The sequence below is a fragment of the Paenarthrobacter sp. NEAU-H11 genome, from assembly GCF_050573415.1.
GTDB lineage: Bacteria > Actinomycetota > Actinomycetes > Actinomycetales > Micrococcaceae > Arthrobacter.
Genome location: NZ_JBNZGA010000004.1, coordinates 273,074 through 291,752 on the forward strand (window position 1 = coordinate 273,074; position 18,679 = coordinate 291,752).

General features: G+C 65.6%; 13 protein-coding genes and 1 tRNA gene. 12 read left to right on the forward strand and 2 right to left on the reverse strand.

Translation table 11 applies throughout. The annotated features are described in order from the left end of the window. Positions 1-7: 7 nt before the first annotated feature. Positions 8-1,135, reverse strand: coding sequence for an AAA family ATPase (locus tag ACQ3DC_RS07690; protein ID WP_430751948.1), 1,128 nt, complete (start codon positions 1,133-1,135; stop codon positions 8-10). Between the two features lie 162 nt (positions 1,136-1,297). Here ACQ3DC_RS07690 and ACQ3DC_RS07695 point away from each other — a divergent pair, with 162 nt between their 5' ends. The 5 genes from ACQ3DC_RS07695 (at position 1,298) to ACQ3DC_RS07715 (ending at position 7,505) form a co-directional block, all read left to right on the forward strand. Continuing rightward, complete coding sequence (locus ACQ3DC_RS07695) at positions 1,298-2,203, forward strand: TatD family hydrolase (protein ID WP_321215752.1); 906 nt, start codon at positions 1,298-1,300, stop codon at positions 2,201-2,203. Between the two features lie 277 nt (positions 2,204-2,480). Continuing rightward, positions 2,481-3,650: a transglycosylase family protein gene (locus ACQ3DC_RS07700; RefSeq protein ID WP_323056212.1), complete on the forward strand. Its 1,170-nt coding sequence runs from the start codon at positions 2,481-2,483 to the stop codon at positions 3,648-3,650. A gap of 162 nt (positions 3,651-3,812) precedes the next feature. Then, on the forward strand, positions 3,813-4,682 hold the full coding sequence (gene rsmA, locus ACQ3DC_RS07705) for a 16S rRNA (adenine(1518)-N(6)/adenine(1519)-N(6))-dimethyltransferase RsmA (protein WP_321215753.1): 870 nt from the start codon (positions 3,813-3,815) through the stop codon (positions 4,680-4,682). Further along, the gene (locus tag ACQ3DC_RS07710; RefSeq protein WP_157238710.1) at positions 4,679-5,638 is read left to right on the forward strand and encodes a 4-(cytidine 5'-diphospho)-2-C-methyl-D-erythritol kinase; all 960 of its coding nucleotides are present in this window, start codon (positions 4,679-4,681) and stop codon (positions 5,636-5,638) included. The genes rsmA and ACQ3DC_RS07710 overlap by 4 nt, the downstream gene beginning before the upstream one ends. A 37-nt stretch (positions 5,639-5,675) precedes the next feature. Next, positions 5,676-7,505: an ABC-F family ATP-binding cassette domain-containing protein gene (locus ACQ3DC_RS07715; protein WP_157238709.1), complete on the forward strand. Its 1,830-nt coding sequence runs from the start codon at positions 5,676-5,678 to the stop codon at positions 7,503-7,505. Positions 7,506-7,613: 108 nt separating this feature from the next. On the opposite strand, the gene ACQ3DC_RS07720 is transcribed toward ACQ3DC_RS07715, so the two are convergent. After that, complete coding sequence (locus tag ACQ3DC_RS07720) at positions 7,614-8,240, reverse strand: TetR/AcrR family transcriptional regulator (RefSeq protein WP_321215754.1); 627 nt, start codon at positions 8,238-8,240, stop codon at positions 7,614-7,616. A 176-nt stretch (positions 8,241-8,416) separates the two neighbouring features. Between ACQ3DC_RS07720 and ACQ3DC_RS07725 the strand changes: the two genes are divergently transcribed. From ACQ3DC_RS07725 to ACQ3DC_RS07755, 7 genes are all read left to right on the forward strand, one after another. Continuing rightward, positions 8,417-8,488: transfer RNA gene (locus ACQ3DC_RS07725), tRNA-Gln, on the forward strand. Positions 8,489-8,589: 101 nt separating this feature from the next. Beyond that, entirely contained in the window at positions 8,590-10,068 is a 1,479-nt protein-coding gene (gene glmU, locus ACQ3DC_RS07730; protein ID WP_323056211.1) for a bifunctional UDP-N-acetylglucosamine diphosphorylase/glucosamine-1-phosphate N-acetyltransferase GlmU, read from the forward strand. 2 nt (positions 10,069-10,070) lie between these two features. After that, positions 10,071-11,051, forward strand: coding sequence for a ribose-phosphate diphosphokinase (locus ACQ3DC_RS07735; RefSeq protein ID WP_157238708.1), 981 nt, complete (start codon positions 10,071-10,073; stop codon positions 11,049-11,051). Between the two features lie 286 nt (positions 11,052-11,337). Further along, the gene (locus tag ACQ3DC_RS07740; protein ID WP_157238707.1) at positions 11,338-11,958 is read left to right on the forward strand and encodes a 50S ribosomal protein L25/general stress protein Ctc; all 621 of its coding nucleotides are present in this window, start codon (positions 11,338-11,340) and stop codon (positions 11,956-11,958) included. Positions 11,959-12,067: 109 nt separating this feature from the next. After that, positions 12,068-12,661, forward strand: coding sequence for an aminoacyl-tRNA hydrolase (pth, locus tag ACQ3DC_RS07745; protein WP_157238706.1), 594 nt, complete (start codon positions 12,068-12,070; stop codon positions 12,659-12,661). Between the two features lie 170 nt (positions 12,662-12,831). Beyond that, a complete protein-coding gene (locus ACQ3DC_RS07750; RefSeq protein WP_323056210.1) occupies positions 12,832-15,567 on the forward strand; it encodes a LuxR C-terminal-related transcriptional regulator in 2,736 nt (911 codons plus the stop codon). A 106-nt stretch (positions 15,568-15,673) separates the two neighbouring features. Beyond that, positions 15,674-18,211 (forward strand): LuxR C-terminal-related transcriptional regulator, encoded by a 2,538-nt coding sequence (locus ACQ3DC_RS07755; protein ID WP_323056209.1) that lies wholly within the window; start codon positions 15,674-15,676, stop codon positions 18,209-18,211. Positions 18,212-18,679 lie beyond the last annotated feature (468 nt).

The window sequence follows — 18,679 nt, forward strand, 5'->3', positions numbered from 1 at the left end:
TAGCCGCCTAGCGGTTCCTGCCCAGGCCGGTGACCGGGGCAGCCGTCCTGCCGGCAGGGGCAGGGGCCCTTGTGCCGGCTCCAGCGGTCCCGGACGTGACGGGCAAGCGCGACAGGATGCCCCGCAGGACACTGTGGGGGGTCTCCCCGGCACCAGCGGCCTTCCGGTCCAGGATGATCCTGTGTGCCAGCACGGATTCGGCGAGGTGGACGACGTCGTCCGGCAGCACGAAGTCGCGCCCGTCCAGGGCCGCGGTGGCTTTCGCCGCGCGCAGCAGCTGCAGCATGGACCGGGGGCTGGCACCCAGCCGGAGCAGCGGGCTTTCCCTGGTGGCCCTGCCCACGGACACTGTGTACTCCTTGACAGCCTGGGACACGTAAACCTGCTGGACGGTGGTGATCATGGCCGCCACCTCAGCTGCAGTGACGACGGCGGAAACCTTGGCCAGGGGCGAGGTTGCCTGATGCGTTTCGAGCATCTCGATCTCGGCGTCCTTGTCCGGGTATCCCATGGAGATCCTGGCCATGAAACGGTCCCGTTGCGCCTCGGGCAGCGGGTAGGTCCCCTCCATTTCGATGGGGTTCTGGGTGGCGACCACCATGAACGGCTCGTCGAGCCGGTACGAGTTGCCGTCCACCGTCACCTGGTGCTCTTCCATGCATTCAAGCAGCGCGGACTGGGTCTTGGCCGAGGCGCGGTTGATTTCGTCGCCGATGACGATGTTGGCGAAGACAGCCCCCGGACGGAACTCAAACAGCCGGGAGGCCTGGTTGTAGATGGACACGCCCGTCACATCGGACGGCAACAGGTCCGGGGTGAACTGGATCCGGTTGACGGTGCAGTCGATGGTGCGTGCCAGTGTCTTGGCGAGGAGTGTCTTCCCTACGCCCGGGACATCTTCAAGCAGCAGGTGGCCCTGGGCCAGCAGTACGGTAAGCGCCAGTTTGGCGGCGTCGGATTTCCCATCGATGACTGTATTAACGGACGTGAGGATGCGCTGGCTCGCTGCGTGGAAGGATGCAGCGTCCATGGCTGCGGGGCGGTGGCCGTTCAAACGGCTGACGGGATCGGTGATCCCCTCCAGGTTGCCGTGCACAGCGCTCACATCGTTGGCAGTGCGTCGGTGGGGTTCCATCGGCAACCTTTCAGCGCTGGTTCACCTGGACGGGACAGCAAGCCTGCCTTCGCCCGTCGGGTGGGCGTTCGCATGTGTTCGTACCAGACTACTAACACAACTGCCACCGCAGACAGAGAGTTCCGACAAATATGCGGCAGCATCCGCGGCTAGGCTGGACGGATGTGCAATCCGCTTCCTCCCGCTGCCTACCAGGACCCCGCAACGGCAGGCGCACCGGAGCCGGGGAACTCACGGCAAAAGGCGTTTCCGCCCGCTCCGGAACCCCTGCCGGTACCCGTTATGGACAACCACACCCACCTTGACTTCCCGGACGGACAGGCCCCGGTCGGAGTGAAGGCGGCTTTGGATGCCGCCGCGGCCGTGGGTGTCCAGGGAGCAGTCCAGGTGGGCTGCGACCTGGAATCGTCCCGGTTCACGGTCCGCGCGGTGGACCTGGACGAGCGGCTGCTGGGGGCGGTGGCGCTGCATCCCAACGACGCCCCCCGTTACGCCGCCCGCGGCCAACTGGAAGAAGCGCTCGCAGAGATTGAGCAGCTCGCCTCCCACCCCCGGATCCGGGCCATCGGGGAGACCGGGCTCGATTTCTACCGCACCGAGGGGGAGGGGCTGGCGCATCAGAGGTACTCCTTCCGGCGCCATATCGACATCGCCAAGCGCCTGGACCTGACGCTCCAGATCCACGACCGGGACGCGCATGACGACGTCGTCCAGGTACTGAGGGAAGAAGGCGCGCCGGGGCGGGTGGTTTTCCACTGTTTCTCCGGCGACGACGAGCTGGCGAGGATCTGCAACGAGGAAGGGTGGTGGATGTCCTTTGCAGGTACGCTGACTTTTCGGAATGCGGCGAATTTGCGCCGGGCCCTCGCAGTTGCGGACCCTGGTTTGGTCCTGGTGGAAACCGATGCGCCGTTCCTGACTCCGCACCCCCACCGCGGGCGGCCGAACGCCAGCTACATGGTTCCTTACACAGTCCGCGCCATGGCCGAATTGACAGAATCCGATCTTGCAGAAATATGCGCCCGAATAAGCGAAAATACCGTACGGGCATACGGATCCTGGGACTAGGCGGCCGTTTCCCGGGCATTGTCAAATAAATACCCGGTATGCACAATTGTTGGTTGCTTTATAACGCTACGGTTACAGTGGACAGATATTAGCCGGGGTCGGGGAAGGCCAGCGGGTAATTCACTTCTTTCTGCAGCAGGCTCTCGGGCGTTGCCCGGCCTGCCGATTGAGCGGAGTTTAGGCGGCGCAACGGTGCCCGGACTGCCCCTTGTGGCCGTACCGGGCATTTTATTGCGCGATTCCCCGTGCCCGGATGGACCTAAAGTTACGGGCAATCGTGATCAAGTTCTTTACGTCGGACGGCAAGTTCAGCTTTGTCAAGGTTGGCGCGCAACTGCTGGTGCTCTGCGCACTCGTGGTGGGCCTCGTAGCCTTCGTCGGCAATAACAAGACCATCACACTCAATGTTGACGGCAAGGTCTCGTCCGTGCAGACGTTCGGCGGAACTGTTGGCCAAGTGGTCAAGAGCGCCAACCTGGAACTCAACCCTGCAGACCGCGTGTCACCGTCCGTTGATGCGTCGGTCCAGAACGGCACGGTAATCAACGTCAACAAGGCCAAAGAGGTCAAGGTGAGCCTCGACGGTGCCGAGAAGACGGTGAACACTACCGCGCAGGACGTCGCGGGGCTGGTTACTGAACTCGGCGTCGCGAGCGCGTCCTCGGTTTCCGCGCCCAAGGATGCCCAGCTTTCAGTTGCCGGATCCTACGTTTCCATCTCCACACCGAAGTCCGTCAGCATTGTTGCCGACGGCAAGGTGGACACCGCAACCACCACGGCGGCCACCGTCGGCAAGGTCCTCGAAGACGCCGGCCTGGCCCTTGGTGCCAACGACCGCACGTCGCAGCCGGCTAACGCGCACGTGGTGAACAACATGGTCATCAAGGTCTCGCGCGTCGACACCGGCCAGACTGCGGTCGCCACAGAGGACGTCCCCTTCGAGATTGTCACCAGTGAGAGCGCCGAACTGCTGAAGGGTGAAAAAGAAGTCACCCAGGAAGGCGTCGCAGGCAAGCTGGAGAAGACCTTCAAGCTGGTACTGGTGGACGGCCGCGAAGCGTCCCGGACCCTTGTGTCGGAGACTGTTGCGGTCCAGCCCGTACCTGAGAAGGTCACCGTGGGCACCAAGCCCAAGCCCGTTGCGCAGGCTGCCACCTCGGCATCTGCAGGCGCCAACACCGGGGCCGCTGCTCCGGCAATGATGAACGAAGCCATGTGGGACAAGATTGCCCAGTGCGAGTCCGGTGGAAACTGGAGCATCAACTCCGGCAACGGTTACTACGGCGGCCTTCAGTTCGATATCCGGACCTGGATCGGCGCCGGCGGCGGCGCGTACGCCCCCAACGCCAGCCTTGCCACCAAGGCCCAGCAGATCGACATTGCCAACCGCGTTTACGCACAGCGCGGCCTGCAGCCGTGGGGCTGCGGTTGGGCTGCCACCAGCTGACCTCGCGGATTGCCTGCCCATGCGGGCACTGCGGCCGGTCCCGGATACCCGGGGCCGGCCGCAGCCGTTTAACCGGGCAGTCTTTCCCGGCGGGTTCCCCGCCTGTTTCCCCCTCCTGTTTTTCCGGTGGGGCGCCCGTACCGCGCGGGATAGGATACCTAGGTGACTGAACCAATCCCCGCGCCCGCACCATTGTTTGGTGCATCCGACATACGCCGGCTCGCGGAGGAGATCGGTGTCCGCCCCACCAAGACCCTCGGCCAGAACTTTGTCATCGACGGCAACACCATCCGCAGGATCGTGGCCGCCGCGGATGTTGGCCCGGAAGAGACAGTGCTGGAAGTGGGGCCGGGGCTGGGATCCCTGACCCTCGGACTCCTCGATGCTGCGGCGTCGGTAGTGGCGGTGGAAATTGACCCGGTGCTGGCTGCCAAACTGCCGGAAACCGTCAGGGAATGGCGGCCGGCCGCCGCGGGAGCCTTCCACCTGGTGCATGCCGATGCCATGAAGGTCACGGAGCTGCCGGTGCAGCCCACGGCACTGGTGGCCAATTTGCCCTACAACGTCGCCGTTCCCGTGGTGCTGCACCTCCTTCAGCACTTCCCCAGCCTCCAGCACGGACTGGTGATGGTCCAGGATGAGGTGGCGGACCGGCTGGCCGCTGGGCCGGGTTCCAAGACCTACGGCGTGCCGTCGGTAAAGGCGGCCTGGTACAGCCAGATGCGCAAAGCGGGGGTGATCGGCATGAACGTTTTCTGGCCGGCGCCCAAGATCCATTCGGGGCTGGTGGCCTTTACCCGGCGTGAGCCTCCGGTCACCACAGCCACCAGGGAACAGGTCTTCGCCGTGGTGGACGCCGCCTTCGCCCAGCGGCGCAAGACCCTGAGGGCCGCTTTGGCCGGTTGGGCCGGCGGGGCGCCGGAAGCGGAGCGCTGCCTCGTTGCCGCCGGCGTCGACCCCACCGCCAGGGGCGAGGTCATCGGCATCGAAGCCTTCGCGAAAATCGCGGAAGCCAAGCAGGCGCTGGCATGAGCGCCCCGGGACGGTTCACCGCAAGGACAGTCCGCGTCAAAGCCCCCGGCAAGGTGAACGTTTCGCTGGAAGTGGGGCCGCTGCGACCGGATGGCTACCACTCCGTTGCCAGCGTGTACCTGGCCGTATCCCTCTACGAGGAAGTGGCTGCCACCAGCACGGAGACGCCCGGGATCACCATCAGCCTCAGCCCGGCCAGCACGGTCGATCTTGACGCCGCGGACATCCCGCTCGACGGAAACAACCTGGCCCACAAGGCCGCGGCGATTATGGCCGACGTCTCCGAGCACTCCACCGGGGTCCATCTGGAAATTACCAAGCGCGTGCCGGTGGCAGGAGGCATGGGCGGCGGATCGGCAGATGCTGCCGCAACCCTGCTGGCCTGCGACGCGCTCTGGAACAGTGGCCTGTCGCGGGAAGAGCTGGCGCACCTCGCTGCCGAACTGGGGGCCGACGTCCCCTTTTCCCTCCTTGGCGGCACGGCGGTTGGCCTGGGCGTGGGCGACGAACTTTCGCCGGCGCTGGCTAAGGCACAGACCCACTGGGTACTGGTCACCGCGGACTACGGGCTTCCCACTCCCGAGGTGTACCGCACCCTTGACCGCCTCCGCGAAGCGGCCGGCGCCAACGCCGCAGAACCCACCGGGGTGGACCCGAAGATCCTGACAGCGTTGCGCAGCGGTGACGCCGAAGCGCTGAGCCGTGTCCTGGTCAACGACCTCCAGCGGGCATCCATTGAACTGGCGCCCGCCCTGCGCGATACGCTGGGTATCGGAGAATCGCACGGAGCAATTGCGGGCATCGTCTCCGGATCGGGGCCCACGGTGGCCCTGCTGACTGATGATTCGGTGGCCGCTGAAGGCCTGGCCGCGGATCTGCGGCACTACGGCTTGACAGCCCTCGCAGTCCATGGCCCGGTTCCGGGGGCGCGCATCATTTCCGACACCCTCCTCTAAACCTCCAGTTTTTTACCTGAAGCAGAAAGCAGTTCCTTTGGCACACCTTCTTGGCGGCGAGAACCTGACGGTCTCCTACGCGACCCGTACAGTCCTGGACGGGGTAACCCTGGGGCTTGAGGAGGGTGACAGGATCGGCATGGTGGGGCGCAACGGCGACGGCAAATCCACCCTGATGCGGCTGCTTGCCTTGCGCTCCACGCCGGATTCGGGCAGGGTCACCAAGCGCGGTGACGTCAACGTGGGATACCTGGATCAAAGCGACGTGCTCGACGGCGACCTGACAGTGGGTGCCGCGATCGTGGGGGACCAGGCGGACTACGAGTGGGCCCGCAATCCCCAGATCCGCGAAGTCATGGGCGGGCTGGTGTCCGACGTCGATTGGCACGCCAACGTCCATGCACTCTCCGGCGGCCAGAAGCGGCGCGTGGCGCTTGCCAAACTGCTGATCGAGGACCACGACGTCATCATGCTGGACGAGCCCACCAACCACCTCGACGTGGAGGGTGTGGCCTGGCTGTCGCGCCACCTGAGGACGCGCTGGCGGCCCAACCAGGGTGCTTTCCTGGTGGTGACCCACGACCGGTGGTTCCTCGATGAGGTCTGCAACAAGACCTGGGAAGTCCACGACGGGATCGTTGACCCCTTTGAAGGCGGTTATGCCGCCTACGTGCTGGCCCGTGCCGAGCGGGACCGGATGGCGTCCGTCGTTGAGGGCAAGCGCCAGCAGCTGGTCAAGAAGGAACTCGCCTGGCTCCGCCGCGGGGCACCCGCGCGGACGGCAAAGCCCAAGTTCAGGATTGAGGCCGCCAACGCCCTCATCGCAGATGTGCCTGAGCCGCGGGACTCCATGGCCCTCAGCAAGATGGCAACCGCCCGCCAGGGCAAGGACGTGCTGGACCTGGAGAACGTCTCCCTCAACTTCCAGGGCAGCGATGACGGGCGGAAGCTCTTCGACAACATCACCCTGCGTCTTGCCCCCGGCGAACGCCTGGGACTGGTGGGCGTCAACGGCGCCGGCAAGACCACGCTCCTGAAGCTTCTCAATGGAGAAATCCTTCCCGACGCCGGAAAGGTCAAGCGGGGCAAGACCGTGGTCACCGCTGTCCTGACCCAGGAGGTCAAGGAACTCGACGACGTCAAGGACCTGCGCGTCATCGAGGTGATTGAGCGGGAAAAGCGGTCCTTCAACGTGGGCGGCAAGGAATTCAGTGCCGGCCAGTTGGTGGAGCAGCTGGGTTTCACCAACGAGAAGCAGTGGACCCCGGTCAAGGACCTGTCCGGTGGCGAACGCCGCCGGCTCCAGCTTCTTCGCCTGCTTGTCGGCGAACCCAACGTGCTGATGCTGGATGAGCCCACCAACGACCTCGACACCGATACCCTTGCGGCCGTCGAAGATGTCCTGGATGGCTGGCCCGGAACCCTGGTGGTGGTCAGCCACGACCGCTACCTGCTGGAAAGGGTCACCGACCATCAGATGGCACTCCTCGGCGACGGCAAGCTCCGCGGCCTGCCCGGCGGCGTGGACCAGTACCTCGAGCTGCGTGAGTCCGCCCTGGCAGGCTCCACGGTCACCGGCGGCGGGAACCCCGTCACCAGCGCCGGCAGCAGCACCGCCGCCTCAGCCCCGTCAGGCGCCTCGGAAGCAGAGAAGCGCGACGCCCGGAAGGCCCTCAACAGGATCGAACGGCAGATCAAGAAGCTCGACCAGCAGGAAAAGAAGCTTCACGACGACATGGTCAAGAGCACGGAGAAGTCCGACTTCGACGCCCTGGCAGAACAGAACAAGCAGCTCAAGGACCTGGCCGACGAAAAGGACGCCCTGGAACTCGAATGGCTTGAGTCCTCGGAACTCCTGGGCGACTGACCCTCACAAGCGGGGAAGGGGGTTATCCGGCAGCATGCGTCAGAGGCGAGGAACGAGCCAGCATGCAGAGGATGACCCCCTTCGCCGCGGACGGAACCACGGCGAGGCCTAGAGTTCAGACTGCAGTTCCGGGTCCTTCTTGAGGCCGGTCAGGCCGTTCCAGGCGAGGTTGACGAGGTGTGCGGCCACCGTGTGCTTGTCGGGCTGGCGGGAGTCCTGCCACCATTGGCCGGTCATTGCCACCATGCCTACGAGCATTTGGGCGTACATGGCGCCGTCCCGGGCGCTGAAGCCGCGCCGGTCGAACTCGTCGGAGAGGATGTGTTCCACCTTGGCGGTCACGTGCGAGAGCAGTGTGGAAAAGGCGCCTTCCGGCTGGGACGGCGGAGCGTCCCGCATCAGGATCCGGAAACCTTCGGTGCGGTCCTCGATGTAGGTGAGCAGGGCCAGGGCGGCACGTTCCACCAGGACGCGCGGCTTGGCTTCCTCGGTGAGTGCGCCGTTGATGGAGTCCAGGAGGAGCCGAAACTCGTGCTCTACCACCTGGGTGTACAGGCCTTCCTTGGAGCCGAAGTGTTCGTAGATGACCGGCTTGGAGACTCCGGCGCAGGCAGCAATTTCCTCGATGGTGGTGCCGTCGAGCCCGCGGACGGCGAAGAGGCCGCGTCCGACGTCGATCAGCTGGCTCCGCCGCTGAAGCCCGGTCATCCGTCTCCGCGGGGGGTTGGTGCTCACCGTTCCATCATGCACCACGCGTTCCCGGCGGATTTGCGGCGCTCCGGACGGGCCGGGAAAGCGGGCAAGGCGGGACAGGAACGGGGGAAGGGCAGGGGATGAAGGCCCCATGTCGCGCGGCGCCCCGAACCCGTGGCAAAATAACTACTTGTGCCCGGCCGCGCGCCAAGGCATGGTCCGCTCTGGTGTAATGGCAGCACCCCGGCCTTTGGAGCCGTGGAGTATAGGTTCGAATCCTATGGGCGGAACTGCTGTGCGAGGAGCGTTCAGTAGGATGACATACGGTGCCGCCCGCAATTTCGCCGGGACACCGTAAGCGCCAGCGTAACCAAGCAAGGAGAGCCCGTACGTGATCCCCGAGAATACCGGCCCGGCCGCAGTAATCGTCCTGGCGGCAGGCGCCGGTACGCGGATGAAGTCGCGTACCCCCAAGATCCTGCATGAAATCGGCGGCAGGTCCATGGTGGGCCACGCACTGCTGGCCGCCCGCAGCATCAACCCCCGGCAGCTGGCCATCGTGGTCCGCCACGAACGCGACCTGGTGGCACGCCACGTCGCGGAGCTGGACCCTGCTGCCCTGATCGTGGACCAGGACGACATCCCCGGCACCGGCCGTGCTGTGGAAGTGGCCCTGCAGGCCCTGGACGCAGAACAGGACCTTACCGGCACCGTGGTGGTGACCTACGGCGACGTGCCGCTGTTGTCCGGACAACTGCTGGCCGAGCTTGTGGCCACGCACGAGCGTGAAGCCAATGCCGTCACCGTGCTGACCGCCGATCTTGACGATGCCACGGGATACGGCCGGATCCTTCGCGGCGAGGACGGCACCGTGACCGGCATCCGCGAACACAAGGACGCATCGGACGCCGAACGCCTGATCCGTGAGGTCAACTCCGGCATCTACGCCTTTGACGCAGCCGTCCTCCGGGACGCACTCACCCACGTCACCACCGACAACTCGCAGGGCGAAAAATACCTCACTGATGTGCTCGGACTCGCCCGGAAGGCAGGCGGCCGCGTCGCCGCCGTCGTTACTGCCGACCGCTGGCAGGTGGAAGGCGCCAATGACCGCGTCCAGCTCTCCGCCCTCGGCGCAGAGCTGAACCGCCGCATCGTGGAGACCTGGATGCGCGCCGGCGTCACCGTAGTGGACCCCGCCACCACCTGGATCGATTCGTCCGTAACCCTGGACGAGGACGTCCGGATCCTTCCCAACACCCAACTCCACGGCGCCACCACCGTGGCGAGGGACGCCGTCGTCGGCCCCGACACCACCCTGACGGATGTCACCATCGGCGAGGGCGCAAAGGTAACCCGAACCCACGGTTCCGGCGCCGTCATCGGCGCGGGCGCCGCCGTCGGCCCCTTCACCTACCTGCGTCCGGGCACTGTCCTGGGGGACACCGGAAAGATCGGCGCGTTCTACGAAACCAAGAACGTGACTATCGGGCGCGGTTCCAAGCTGTCACACCTCGGATATGCCGGGGACGCCGAAATCGGCGAGGACACCAACATCGGCTGCGGAAACATCACGGCGAATTACGACGGCGAGAAGAAGCACCGCACGGTCATCGGCTCGGGCGTCCGGACAGGCTCCAACACGGTGTTCGTTGCTCCGGTCACCGTGGGCGACGGCGCCTACAGCGGTGCCGGCGCCGTGATCAGAAAAGACGTGCCGGCGGGAGCGCTTGCCGTGACCGTTGCCGCCCAACGCAATGCCGAGGGATGGGTCGCGGCCAACCGCCCGGGAACCCGCTCCGCTGAACTGGCCCAGGCGGCCACCACAGATTCCTCAAGTACCCCGGCATCTACAGAAGAGGGCAAGTAACCATGAGCGAAATTACGGCGCGCGGCGAGAAGAAACTGGTGCTCGCAACCGGCCGGGCCCACCCGGAGCTGGCCAAGGAGATCGCCAAGGAGCTCGGTACCGACCTGCTGCCGGTGGACGCCTATGACTTCGCCAACGGTGAGATCTATGTCCGCGCCGGTGAAAGCGTCCGCGGTACGGATGCTTTTGTCATCCAGGCCCACCCTTTCCCGCTGAACAACTGGCTGATGGAACAGCTGATCATGATCGATTCGCTGAAGCGTGCCTCCGCCAAGCGCATCACGGTGGTGTCCCCGTTCTACCCCTACGCACGCCAGGACAAGAAGGGCCGGGGCCGGGAACCCATCTCCGCCCGCCTTGTGGCGGACCTGTACAAGACCGCCGGCGCGGACCGCATCATGAGCGTGGACCTGCACACCTCGCAGATCCAGGGCTTCTTCGACGGCCCGGTGGACCACCTCATGGCCATTCCGCTGCTCGCTGACTACATCCGCACCCGGGTGGCCGCCGAAAACGTTACCGTCGTTTCCCCGGACACCGGACGCGTCCGCGTCGCGGAGCAGTGGGCCGAGCGCCTGGGCGGCGCGCCGCTCGCCTTTGTGCACAAGAGCCGGGACCTGACTGTGCCGAACCAGGCCGTGTCCAAGACCGTGGTGGGCCAGATCGAGGGGCGCACCTGCGTCCTGATCGACGACATGATCGACACCGGCGGAACCATCTCCGGTGCCGTGCAGGTGCTGAAGAACGCCGGTGCCAAGGATGTCATCATCGCGGCCACCCACGCGGTCTTCTCCGATCCCGCCGCCAAGCGCCTCTCCGAGTCCGGCGCCCGTGAAGTGGTTGTCACCAACACCCTGCCGCTCACTGCATCCCAGCGGTTCCCCCAGCTGACGGTGCTTTCCATCGCCCCGCTGATCGCGCGCGCCGTCCGTGAAGTGTTCGACGACGGTTCGGTCACCAGCCTTTTCGACGGCAACGCCTGACGGCGTCGGCTGCAATGGGCCCACGCCGGCAGGGTTCCCTGGGCGAGCCTGGGGAGCTGGCGGGGACCGTTTTCAGTAAACGGGCCCGGCGCTGGTAAGCTGTTCAGCGATACCTTGGCGAGGGAGAGCACCGGTAACCGCATCTGCGGGAAGCCGTTGCAGGTCTCCGTTATCGACTGGGTCTGAATCTCCCTTCTAGGATGGGCCGGCTCCGGCCGCCCGGCGTTGAAGGTCGCAACAGACCTCCGCCCTTGCTGAACACCGTTTAGGATTCAAGGAGATTTCCATGTCTGAGCAGAAGCTCGCAGCAGAACTGCGCACCGAATTCGGCAAGGGCTACGCCCGCCGCGCCCGGATGGCCAACCTCATCCCCGCCGTCATCTACGGTCACGGCGCAGAGCCCATCCACGTCACGCTTCCGGCCAAGGCCACCACCCTGGCAGTCCGCACCCCCAACGCCCTGCTGTCCCTGGACATCAACGGCGAAGGCCACCTGGCCCTGGTGAAGGACGTCCAGCGCGACCCCATCAAGCAGATCATCGAGCACATCGACCTCCTCACCGTCCGCAAGGGCGAAAAGGTCACCGTTGACGTTCCCGTCCATGTTGCCGGCGAAACCGCCCCCGGCACCGTGCACAACCTGGAACTGACTGTGGTGTCCCTCGAGGCCGAGGCCACCCACCTGCCCGAGGCCGTTGAGGTGAGCATCGAAGGCCGTGGCGCCGGTGAGCACATCCACGCTTCCGATCTGGTCCTGCCCAAGGGCTCGGTCCTGCTGACCGACCCCGAGGCCCTCGTGGTGAACATCTCCGAGGCCGTTGAGGTCGCAGAGGAAGAAGCAGGCGAAGAGGCCGAAGCTGCCTCCGAGGCCGCTTCCGCGGCCACCGAGGAAGCCGCAGCCGAGTAATCAGCCGCATTCCCTGCCAATGGCCGGACTCCCGCGGGGTCCGGCCATTGGCATGTCTACTGCCCGTTGCGGCACCAGGCCGGCGGGCCACCCACCCTAGGATTGACTCATGACTGATAGCTGGCTGATTGTCGGCCTTGGAAACCCCGGCGCCCAGTACCAGGGCAACCGGCACAATGTCGGCCAGATGGTGCTTGACGAGCTGGCAGGCCGCATAGGTGCCGGCTTCAAAAGCCACAAGGCCCGCGCCCAGGTCCTCGAAGGCCGCCTCGGCATCGGCGGACCCCGCGTCGTGCTGGCAAAGCCGATGAGCTACATGAACGTTTCCGGCGGGCCCGTTGCGGCGCTGGCGAACTTCTACGGCATTGCCCCGGACCATGTGGTGGCGGTCCACGACGAGATCGACATTCCCTTTAATACGGTCAAGCTCAAGATCGGCGGGGGAGAAGGCGGCCATAACGGGCTGCGGGACATCTCCAGGGCCTTGGCCACCAAGGACTATCTCCGCGTCAGGGTGGGGGTGGGCCGGCCGCCGGGACGCATGGAGACCGCCGATTACGTGCTGCGCGACTTCGGCTCCGCCGAGCTGAAGGAACTGCCCTTCCTCCTGGACGATGCTGCAGACGCGGTTGAAGCGCTGCTGCGTGACGGCCTCACGGCGGCGCAGCAGAAGTTCCATCCAGCGAAGTCCGAACGCCAGTAACCAAGAACTCCGGTCAGTCAATTACTCCAGCAACTTGAAATCTCCGGTAACTTTGAAAACTTAAGTGCCTTTGGCCCTGTCTCCTTGTCTCTGGTGCGGGGTAGTCTTCTACCTATGCGGGGGAGCGATGGGGCTACATCCCGCTATCGCGGGATGTAGGGGAAAAGTTCATGTCAATCGAGCCACTTAGCTGGGGACGTGGGTCAACACCTCACCACGTCGGGCTGAACACAGACACCTCCGAGAGGCGGGAGGGTCAGCTTTGGTCTGCCCCTGCACGCGGCGCAAACCTTGAGTCGGTCCGCACCGCCCTGACCGGCGCAGACTCCCTTGGGGTGGTGATCACCGGCGGCCGCGGCGTGGGAAAGTCTTCACTGGCCCGCGCTGCCGTGATGGACCTCGGCCCCGACATCTGGTCACTGCAGCTCCGCAGCGGACCCGCCGGCTCCGCAACGCCCTATGGTTGCCTCTCCTTTCTCCTGGCAAGGCTTCCGCAGGCGTACATGGGCTCGCCCACGGCAATCCTCCGCGGCATTACTTCCCTGATCCGCAGTGACGCCGCAGGACGTCCCTGCATCATCACCCTTGACACCTCCGGCAGCATTGACGACATGAGCGCCGGAGTGCTGCTCAACGTCCTGCTGACCGGCACCGCCAAAATCATTGCTGTGGCCCCGAAAATCAGCGATCTTCCTGCCGATTTCCACTGGCTGCTCACGGACCACCGGCTGACCGAAGTCCGGCTGAACAACCTCAACGAACTGCAGACCCGCCAGGTCCTGTTGTCCCTGCTGGGGCACCGCGTTTCGGCCTCCCTGGTCAGCACCTATCACCACATGGTGGGCGGCAACCCGCTGCTCCTGAAGGCGCTCGTCACCGAACAGCAGCTGTCCGGAAACCTGGTGCTCTCCGATTCAGTCTGGACCCTGCGGGACAAAGTGGTGCTCGATGGCGCGGCCAGCCTGGACGACATCGTTCGCTCCAGATGGTCCAGGGAAACGCCCGAAACCCGGGAAGTCATCGAGATGCTTTCCTGCGCCCGCAGGGTTGAGCTGTCCAGGCTGACGGCCATCTACCGTGCCGAAGTGGTGGCCGACATGGAAGACGGCGGCCTGCTGGAGATCGACCAGTCCGACCATCGCTGGGTTTCGTTGCGTGAAAAGTACATTGGTGACGTGGTGCGCACCTGGCTGAGCATTGCCCGGCGCAGGGAACTGCGCAGCGTGCTCCTGGCCGGTGCGGAACCTGATCCTGCCGCCATGACCGTCGAGGAGCTGATGGCTTTCGCGGCGTGGACGCATGAATGCGAGGCGGACCTGAGTCCCGCCCTGGCGTTGGCTGCCGCGGAAGCGGCAGTCCAGCTCTTCGATCCGCGGTTTGCGCTGACGTACGCCGAAATGCTTCAGCGGACGGACCGGGAGTGGACGGCCGGCCAGCGGCAGAAAGCCGCCGCGTACCTTCAGCTGGACATGCCGGTCCAGGCCATGGCCGCACTTGATGACATTTCGCAGCCGGAACTCGAAAGCCTTGACGTCGAGGAGTATGCGGACGTCATAGCCGCCAAGTCGCAGGTCATGATGCGGCTCCCGGAGGCGGCAGGCAAGGTGCCGGACCTGCTCAGTGAAGCCCGGCAAAGGCTGGAGTCCGCCCCGAACTTTACTGGGTGGCCGGAGCCTGCGGCCGCCGCAGCGAACCGGGTGGCCTTGAGCGGGTTCGAGTATCGCGCTTTCGTGGGTGATTACGCCGCCATCATCCCGGACCTTGAAAGGGCTGCGGACCCTGCGCTGAACCCTGATACCGGCTACCGCATGGATTCGGCCATCCTGCTGATGACCGCATTGGCCATGACCGGACGCGAGATGGATGCGCTCAGCCTCATGCGCCAGTTGGGCGGCCAAATCAGCGATGCCTCCCACATTGTTGGTCTGCGGGAACGTTATACCAGGGAGGCCTACCTGGTATTACTGACGGCGGGGCAATGGCGGCGGTGCATTGACCTCCTGGGTCCGCAGGCCACGGAGGAGCCGCACAGCCTTCCCTTCCGCAGTGCAGCAACCGAACTGGCAGCCGGCATTGCCTATGTCTATTCGGGCCGGGGCATGGCGGCCCTTGACCCCCTGATCTCCGCCGCGGCGCAGCTGGAGCTGCAGCCGGTCCAGGCCGCCCTGCGCTGCGCGTACGCGGCCATTGCACTGGCCCACGCCCAGACCGGCAACGTAGCCCAGGCGCGCAAGTACTTGGCGAAACTGCAAAGGACGTCCGGAAAGTCCAGCTTCATCACCGACAGCATCGTTGAGTTCTGCTCGCTCGTCGCGGGCCGCTGGCTGGGCGATCCCGACGCCGTGACCGGCCTCAAGCGGTGCGCCCGGCAGGAAATGGAGGCCGGGCGCTTCACCCTGGCCGGGATCAACCTGCTCGCTGCAACCATCAACGGCAGCGATGCGGACTTCCGCCTGCTTGAGGAGATTGCGGGCCACCGCCAGGGCCCGCTTGCCGAAGTTTCCCGGCTGATCGCCGTGGGAAGCAGGACGAAGGACGCCAGGACCCTCCTTGCCGGTGGTGAATTGGCCGCCACCCTCGAACTGGATGCCGTGGAGGCGCGGTGCATGGCCGTCGCTGTGGACTTCGCACGACAGGACGGCGATTCACTCACCGCGCGGACCGCGCAGGCCCGGCTGGACATCCTCGCCGCCACCGTGTCGAACCTTCCCATCGTCCCAAGCAGCGGAAGCCCGCTGCTGACCAGCAGGGAACGCCAGATTGCCCGGCTGGCGGGCCGGGGTTCCTCCAACCGCGATATCGCCCTGGAGATGGGCGTGTCGGTCCGTACCGTGGAAGGCCACTTGTACCAGGTCTTCACGAAGCTCGGCGTAACCTCCAGGGGTGATCTGACTGGACTCGTCTAACGGCCATAAGCCTGCCACAGCGCACCGGCTCCTCACCGGCCGCCGGGAGCCGCTTGAACGGATCTGCAATATTGTCCGGAACCATGCGAGCCAGGCGGTTTTTGTCATGGCAGGGCCGGGAATTGGAAAATCGTCCCTGACGGAGGGGATCGCGGAACGCCTTGGCGGGGAGCTGAATGTTCTGCAGCTGCACGGCAGTTCCGCCCTTGCTGCCGTGCCGTTCGGCGTCCTCACTCCCTACACCGGCGAGTTGACTGCCGAGGAGTCTGTCTCTCCGGTTGCCGTCCTGCGGTCCATGTGGAGCTACTTCGAAAAGCTGAAGGCAGGAAGCGGATCCCCTGTCCTGCTCCTCATTGATGATGCGCACTACCTGGACGAGGCTTCGGCCGGTGTGATTGCGGACCTGATCTCGGCCGGATGGGCAACAGTGGTTGCTGCTGCCAGGCCGCGGCCGGGCCTTCCGCAGCCACTGGACCAGCTCTGGTACGACGGCCTGGCCGAACGCGTGGACCTGCGCCCGCTGAACCGCGACCAGATCGAGGAAGTCCTGGCCCACGTTCTTGACGGGACAGTGCCGGATGCCACCGTGGACGCCGTCTGGAGCGCCTCCGGGGGCAACCCCCGGCTCCTGGACGCCCTGCTCCACGACGCCGCAGAGGCCGGAATACTGGCCAAGCGGAACGGAATTTGGGTCCTGCTGGGGTCTTTGCCCACGGATGGCGTCCGGCTCACGGGAGTTGTTACCAAGGATCACCTCCGCCGCCGGCCGGAGGAACAGGAGGCCCTGAAATTCATTGCCCTTGCCGGGCCGGTGGGCCGGAAGGTCATCGAAGACATTTGCGGCGCGCCGGTGGTCCGCTCCCTGCTGGATCAGCAGATGGTGGTCGAGAATTCAGGCGTCCCCGCCGAACTGACTGTCTGGAACAGCCTGTTCGCGGAGGCCATCAGAAACACCATTTCGGTCTCCCGCAGCCTGCAGCTCCTGGAAAAGATCCGGGAACACAAGGATCCCGCCACCCTGCGGGGAGAAGGCCGGCTGCGGTCCGTGGAGTGGTCCCTTGAGTGCGGCCTGCGCGTACCCGACGCCGAGATGCTGGACGCCGCACGCGAGGCACTGACCCGCTTTCGGAACCACAGCGCCCGCGCCATCGCTGCCAAGGTCCAGGACCCCGAGTTCCTTCCCCTTGCCCATGCCGTCCGAGCGCGCGCCCTGTACAACGAGGGCTCGTATGCGGACGCTGCGGCCCTGCTCGACGCCTGTTGGCTCCAGCTGGCAGGCCACCCCGAGGGTCCGTCCGTCCTGCTGCTGAGGGCGGCGGCCCATCAGGCAACGGGACGCCCCCTGGCGGACCTGGCAGAGGAGGGCGGGGAACGACACGCTGGCACAGCGGAGCCCGCAGCATGGTGGCTGGAACAGCTCTTGCAGCTGCTCCAGCTCGGTGCGGACATGGATGCGGAAGGATTGCGCGGCCGCGTAGCGGACATCAGGAACCGCAGCTCCACCGAAGAAGAGGCGCCGGTCGGGGCTGTCGGGGAGGCGCTCCTGGCACATGCCCTGGCCGCAGCGGGCAAGGCCGCCGAAGGACTCGAGGCCGCGCTTGTGGCGTCCTCGGAACTGCGGCCCCTGGAAGGGAAGCTGTTTTTCTTTCCAGAGTTCGTCCTGGGGCGGCTGGTCGCCGATTACCTCGCCATGGGGGAATGGCACTCCGCCGAGCGTGAGATCGAAAGCTACGCCGCAGGGCATACGTTCTCGGCCGCCACGTTCAATGGCAGCCTGCAGGTGCTGCGCGGCTACTCCCTGCTGCGGCAGGGCCGGATGGAACGGGCCTACCAGCTGCTGCTGCCGGCGGTGGAAGCGTTGCGGCTCAACGATCCGCTCCAGCTGTTCCGCTTCGGCTCTGCGCTGGGCTTCTATGTCGCGGCGCGGCTGGGAGACACTGCCCAAGGGAAGCGGCTGGAACAGGACTACAAGGATGCCTTGGCAGGTGCCCCCGCCCATGATTTCCTTGCCCGCGCCTACGCTGCCGCCGCGTCAGAATACCTGTCCAGGGACGGCAAGGGCCTGGCTGCGCTGCACACGCTGATGACCACCCATGAGGCCTCCACGAGGGCCGGCACCCTGCTGGAGCTGCTCGGACTCGGCTGGGACCTGGGTGACCCCTCCGTGATCCCCATGGTGCAGAGGGCAGCTCACGGCGTGGAAGGCCGCTGGGCAGCCGCCATGCTGAAACTGGCCACGGACTGGGAAGCCGCTGACGGGGATGCGTTGATGGATACCGCGGCCTCGCTGGAGGAATCCGGTTTCGTCAACCTTGCACGTGAGGCCTACGCCCGCGCCAGCACCGTGCTGGAGCAGTCAGGGGAGCGCCGCCGCTCCAGGCAGGCCGTGGCCCAGCGCGAAAAGTGCGACCACGAACTGGGCGAGCGGTTCCGGGAGGGCCGTTTCATTGCCGCCACCCCGGCCGTACAGCTCACCCGCCGGGAGCAGGACATCGTCGAGCTTGCCGTGCAGGGCCTCACCGACCGCGAGATTGCCCAGCGGCTCATGGTCTCTGTCCGTACGGTAGAGGGACACCTGTACCGCACCTACGTGAAACTCGGTGTGCGCAGCCGGGACGAGCTCGACGCAGCGCTCCCCAAGTAGCCCCGGCAGCCGGTACCGGAAAAGACACCCGCCCCCGCTGTGCCCAGGCGGCGCAGCCGCTTTTGCCTGCCCGCCTCCGCTTGATGGACGTGGTGGCCACCCGCCGTCGCAAATCACCCTCCCGGGTATATGCCGGGCGGTCCCGGTAGTACTGGCTCGCGGAATTCGAGTACTGCCTACTCGTGTACCTCCCGCCGCCGCAGTATTTACTTAAGGAAGCAAAGGACGCGGCGGAAACAAAGCCGCAGAGCATGCTGAGAGCAGTACAAGGCTCCTTGAGTTTCCGGTCCCCGTGACCGGGCCAGACGGGGCCGGCGACGTCAGAGTCTTCTGAGACCGAGACTCTCCCCCCAGCCGTCGCCGGCCCTCCATTCCGCGGGCTGAAGCCCGGAGCGGCTGTGGCGGCTACCCTTCCCGGGCGGCCGCCACAGCCGTGCTGTGGGACAATTGAGTGTCATCCGTTGGCAT

What these genes read in the sequence shown, in the direction of transcription:
- ACQ3DC_RS07690 (WP_430751948.1), bottom strand. Translation starts at nt 1,135, where the DNA reads ATGGAACCCCACCGACGCACTGCCAACGATGTGAGCGCTGTGCACGGC.
- ACQ3DC_RS07695 (WP_321215752.1), top strand. Translation starts at nt 1,298, where the DNA reads ATGTGCAATCCGCTTCCTCCCGCTGCCTACCAGGACCCCGCAACGGCA.
- ACQ3DC_RS07710 (WP_157238710.1), top strand. Translation starts at nt 4,679, where the DNA reads ATGAGCGCCCCGGGACGGTTCACCGCAAGGACAGTCCGCGTCAAAGCC.
- ACQ3DC_RS07735 (WP_157238708.1), top strand. Translation starts at nt 10,071, where the DNA reads ATGAGCGAAATTACGGCGCGCGGCGAGAAGAAACTGGTGCTCGCAACC.
- ACQ3DC_RS07740 (WP_157238707.1), top strand. Translation starts at nt 11,338, where the DNA reads ATGTCTGAGCAGAAGCTCGCAGCAGAACTGCGCACCGAATTCGGCAAG.
- pth (WP_157238706.1), top strand. Translation starts at nt 12,068, where the DNA reads ATGACTGATAGCTGGCTGATTGTCGGCCTTGGAAACCCCGGCGCCCAG.
- ACQ3DC_RS07750 (WP_323056210.1), top strand. Translation starts at nt 12,832, where the DNA reads ATGTCAATCGAGCCACTTAGCTGGGGACGTGGGTCAACACCTCACCAC.
- ACQ3DC_RS07755 (WP_323056209.1), top strand. Translation starts at nt 15,674, where the DNA reads ATGGCAGGGCCGGGAATTGGAAAATCGTCCCTGACGGAGGGGATCGCG.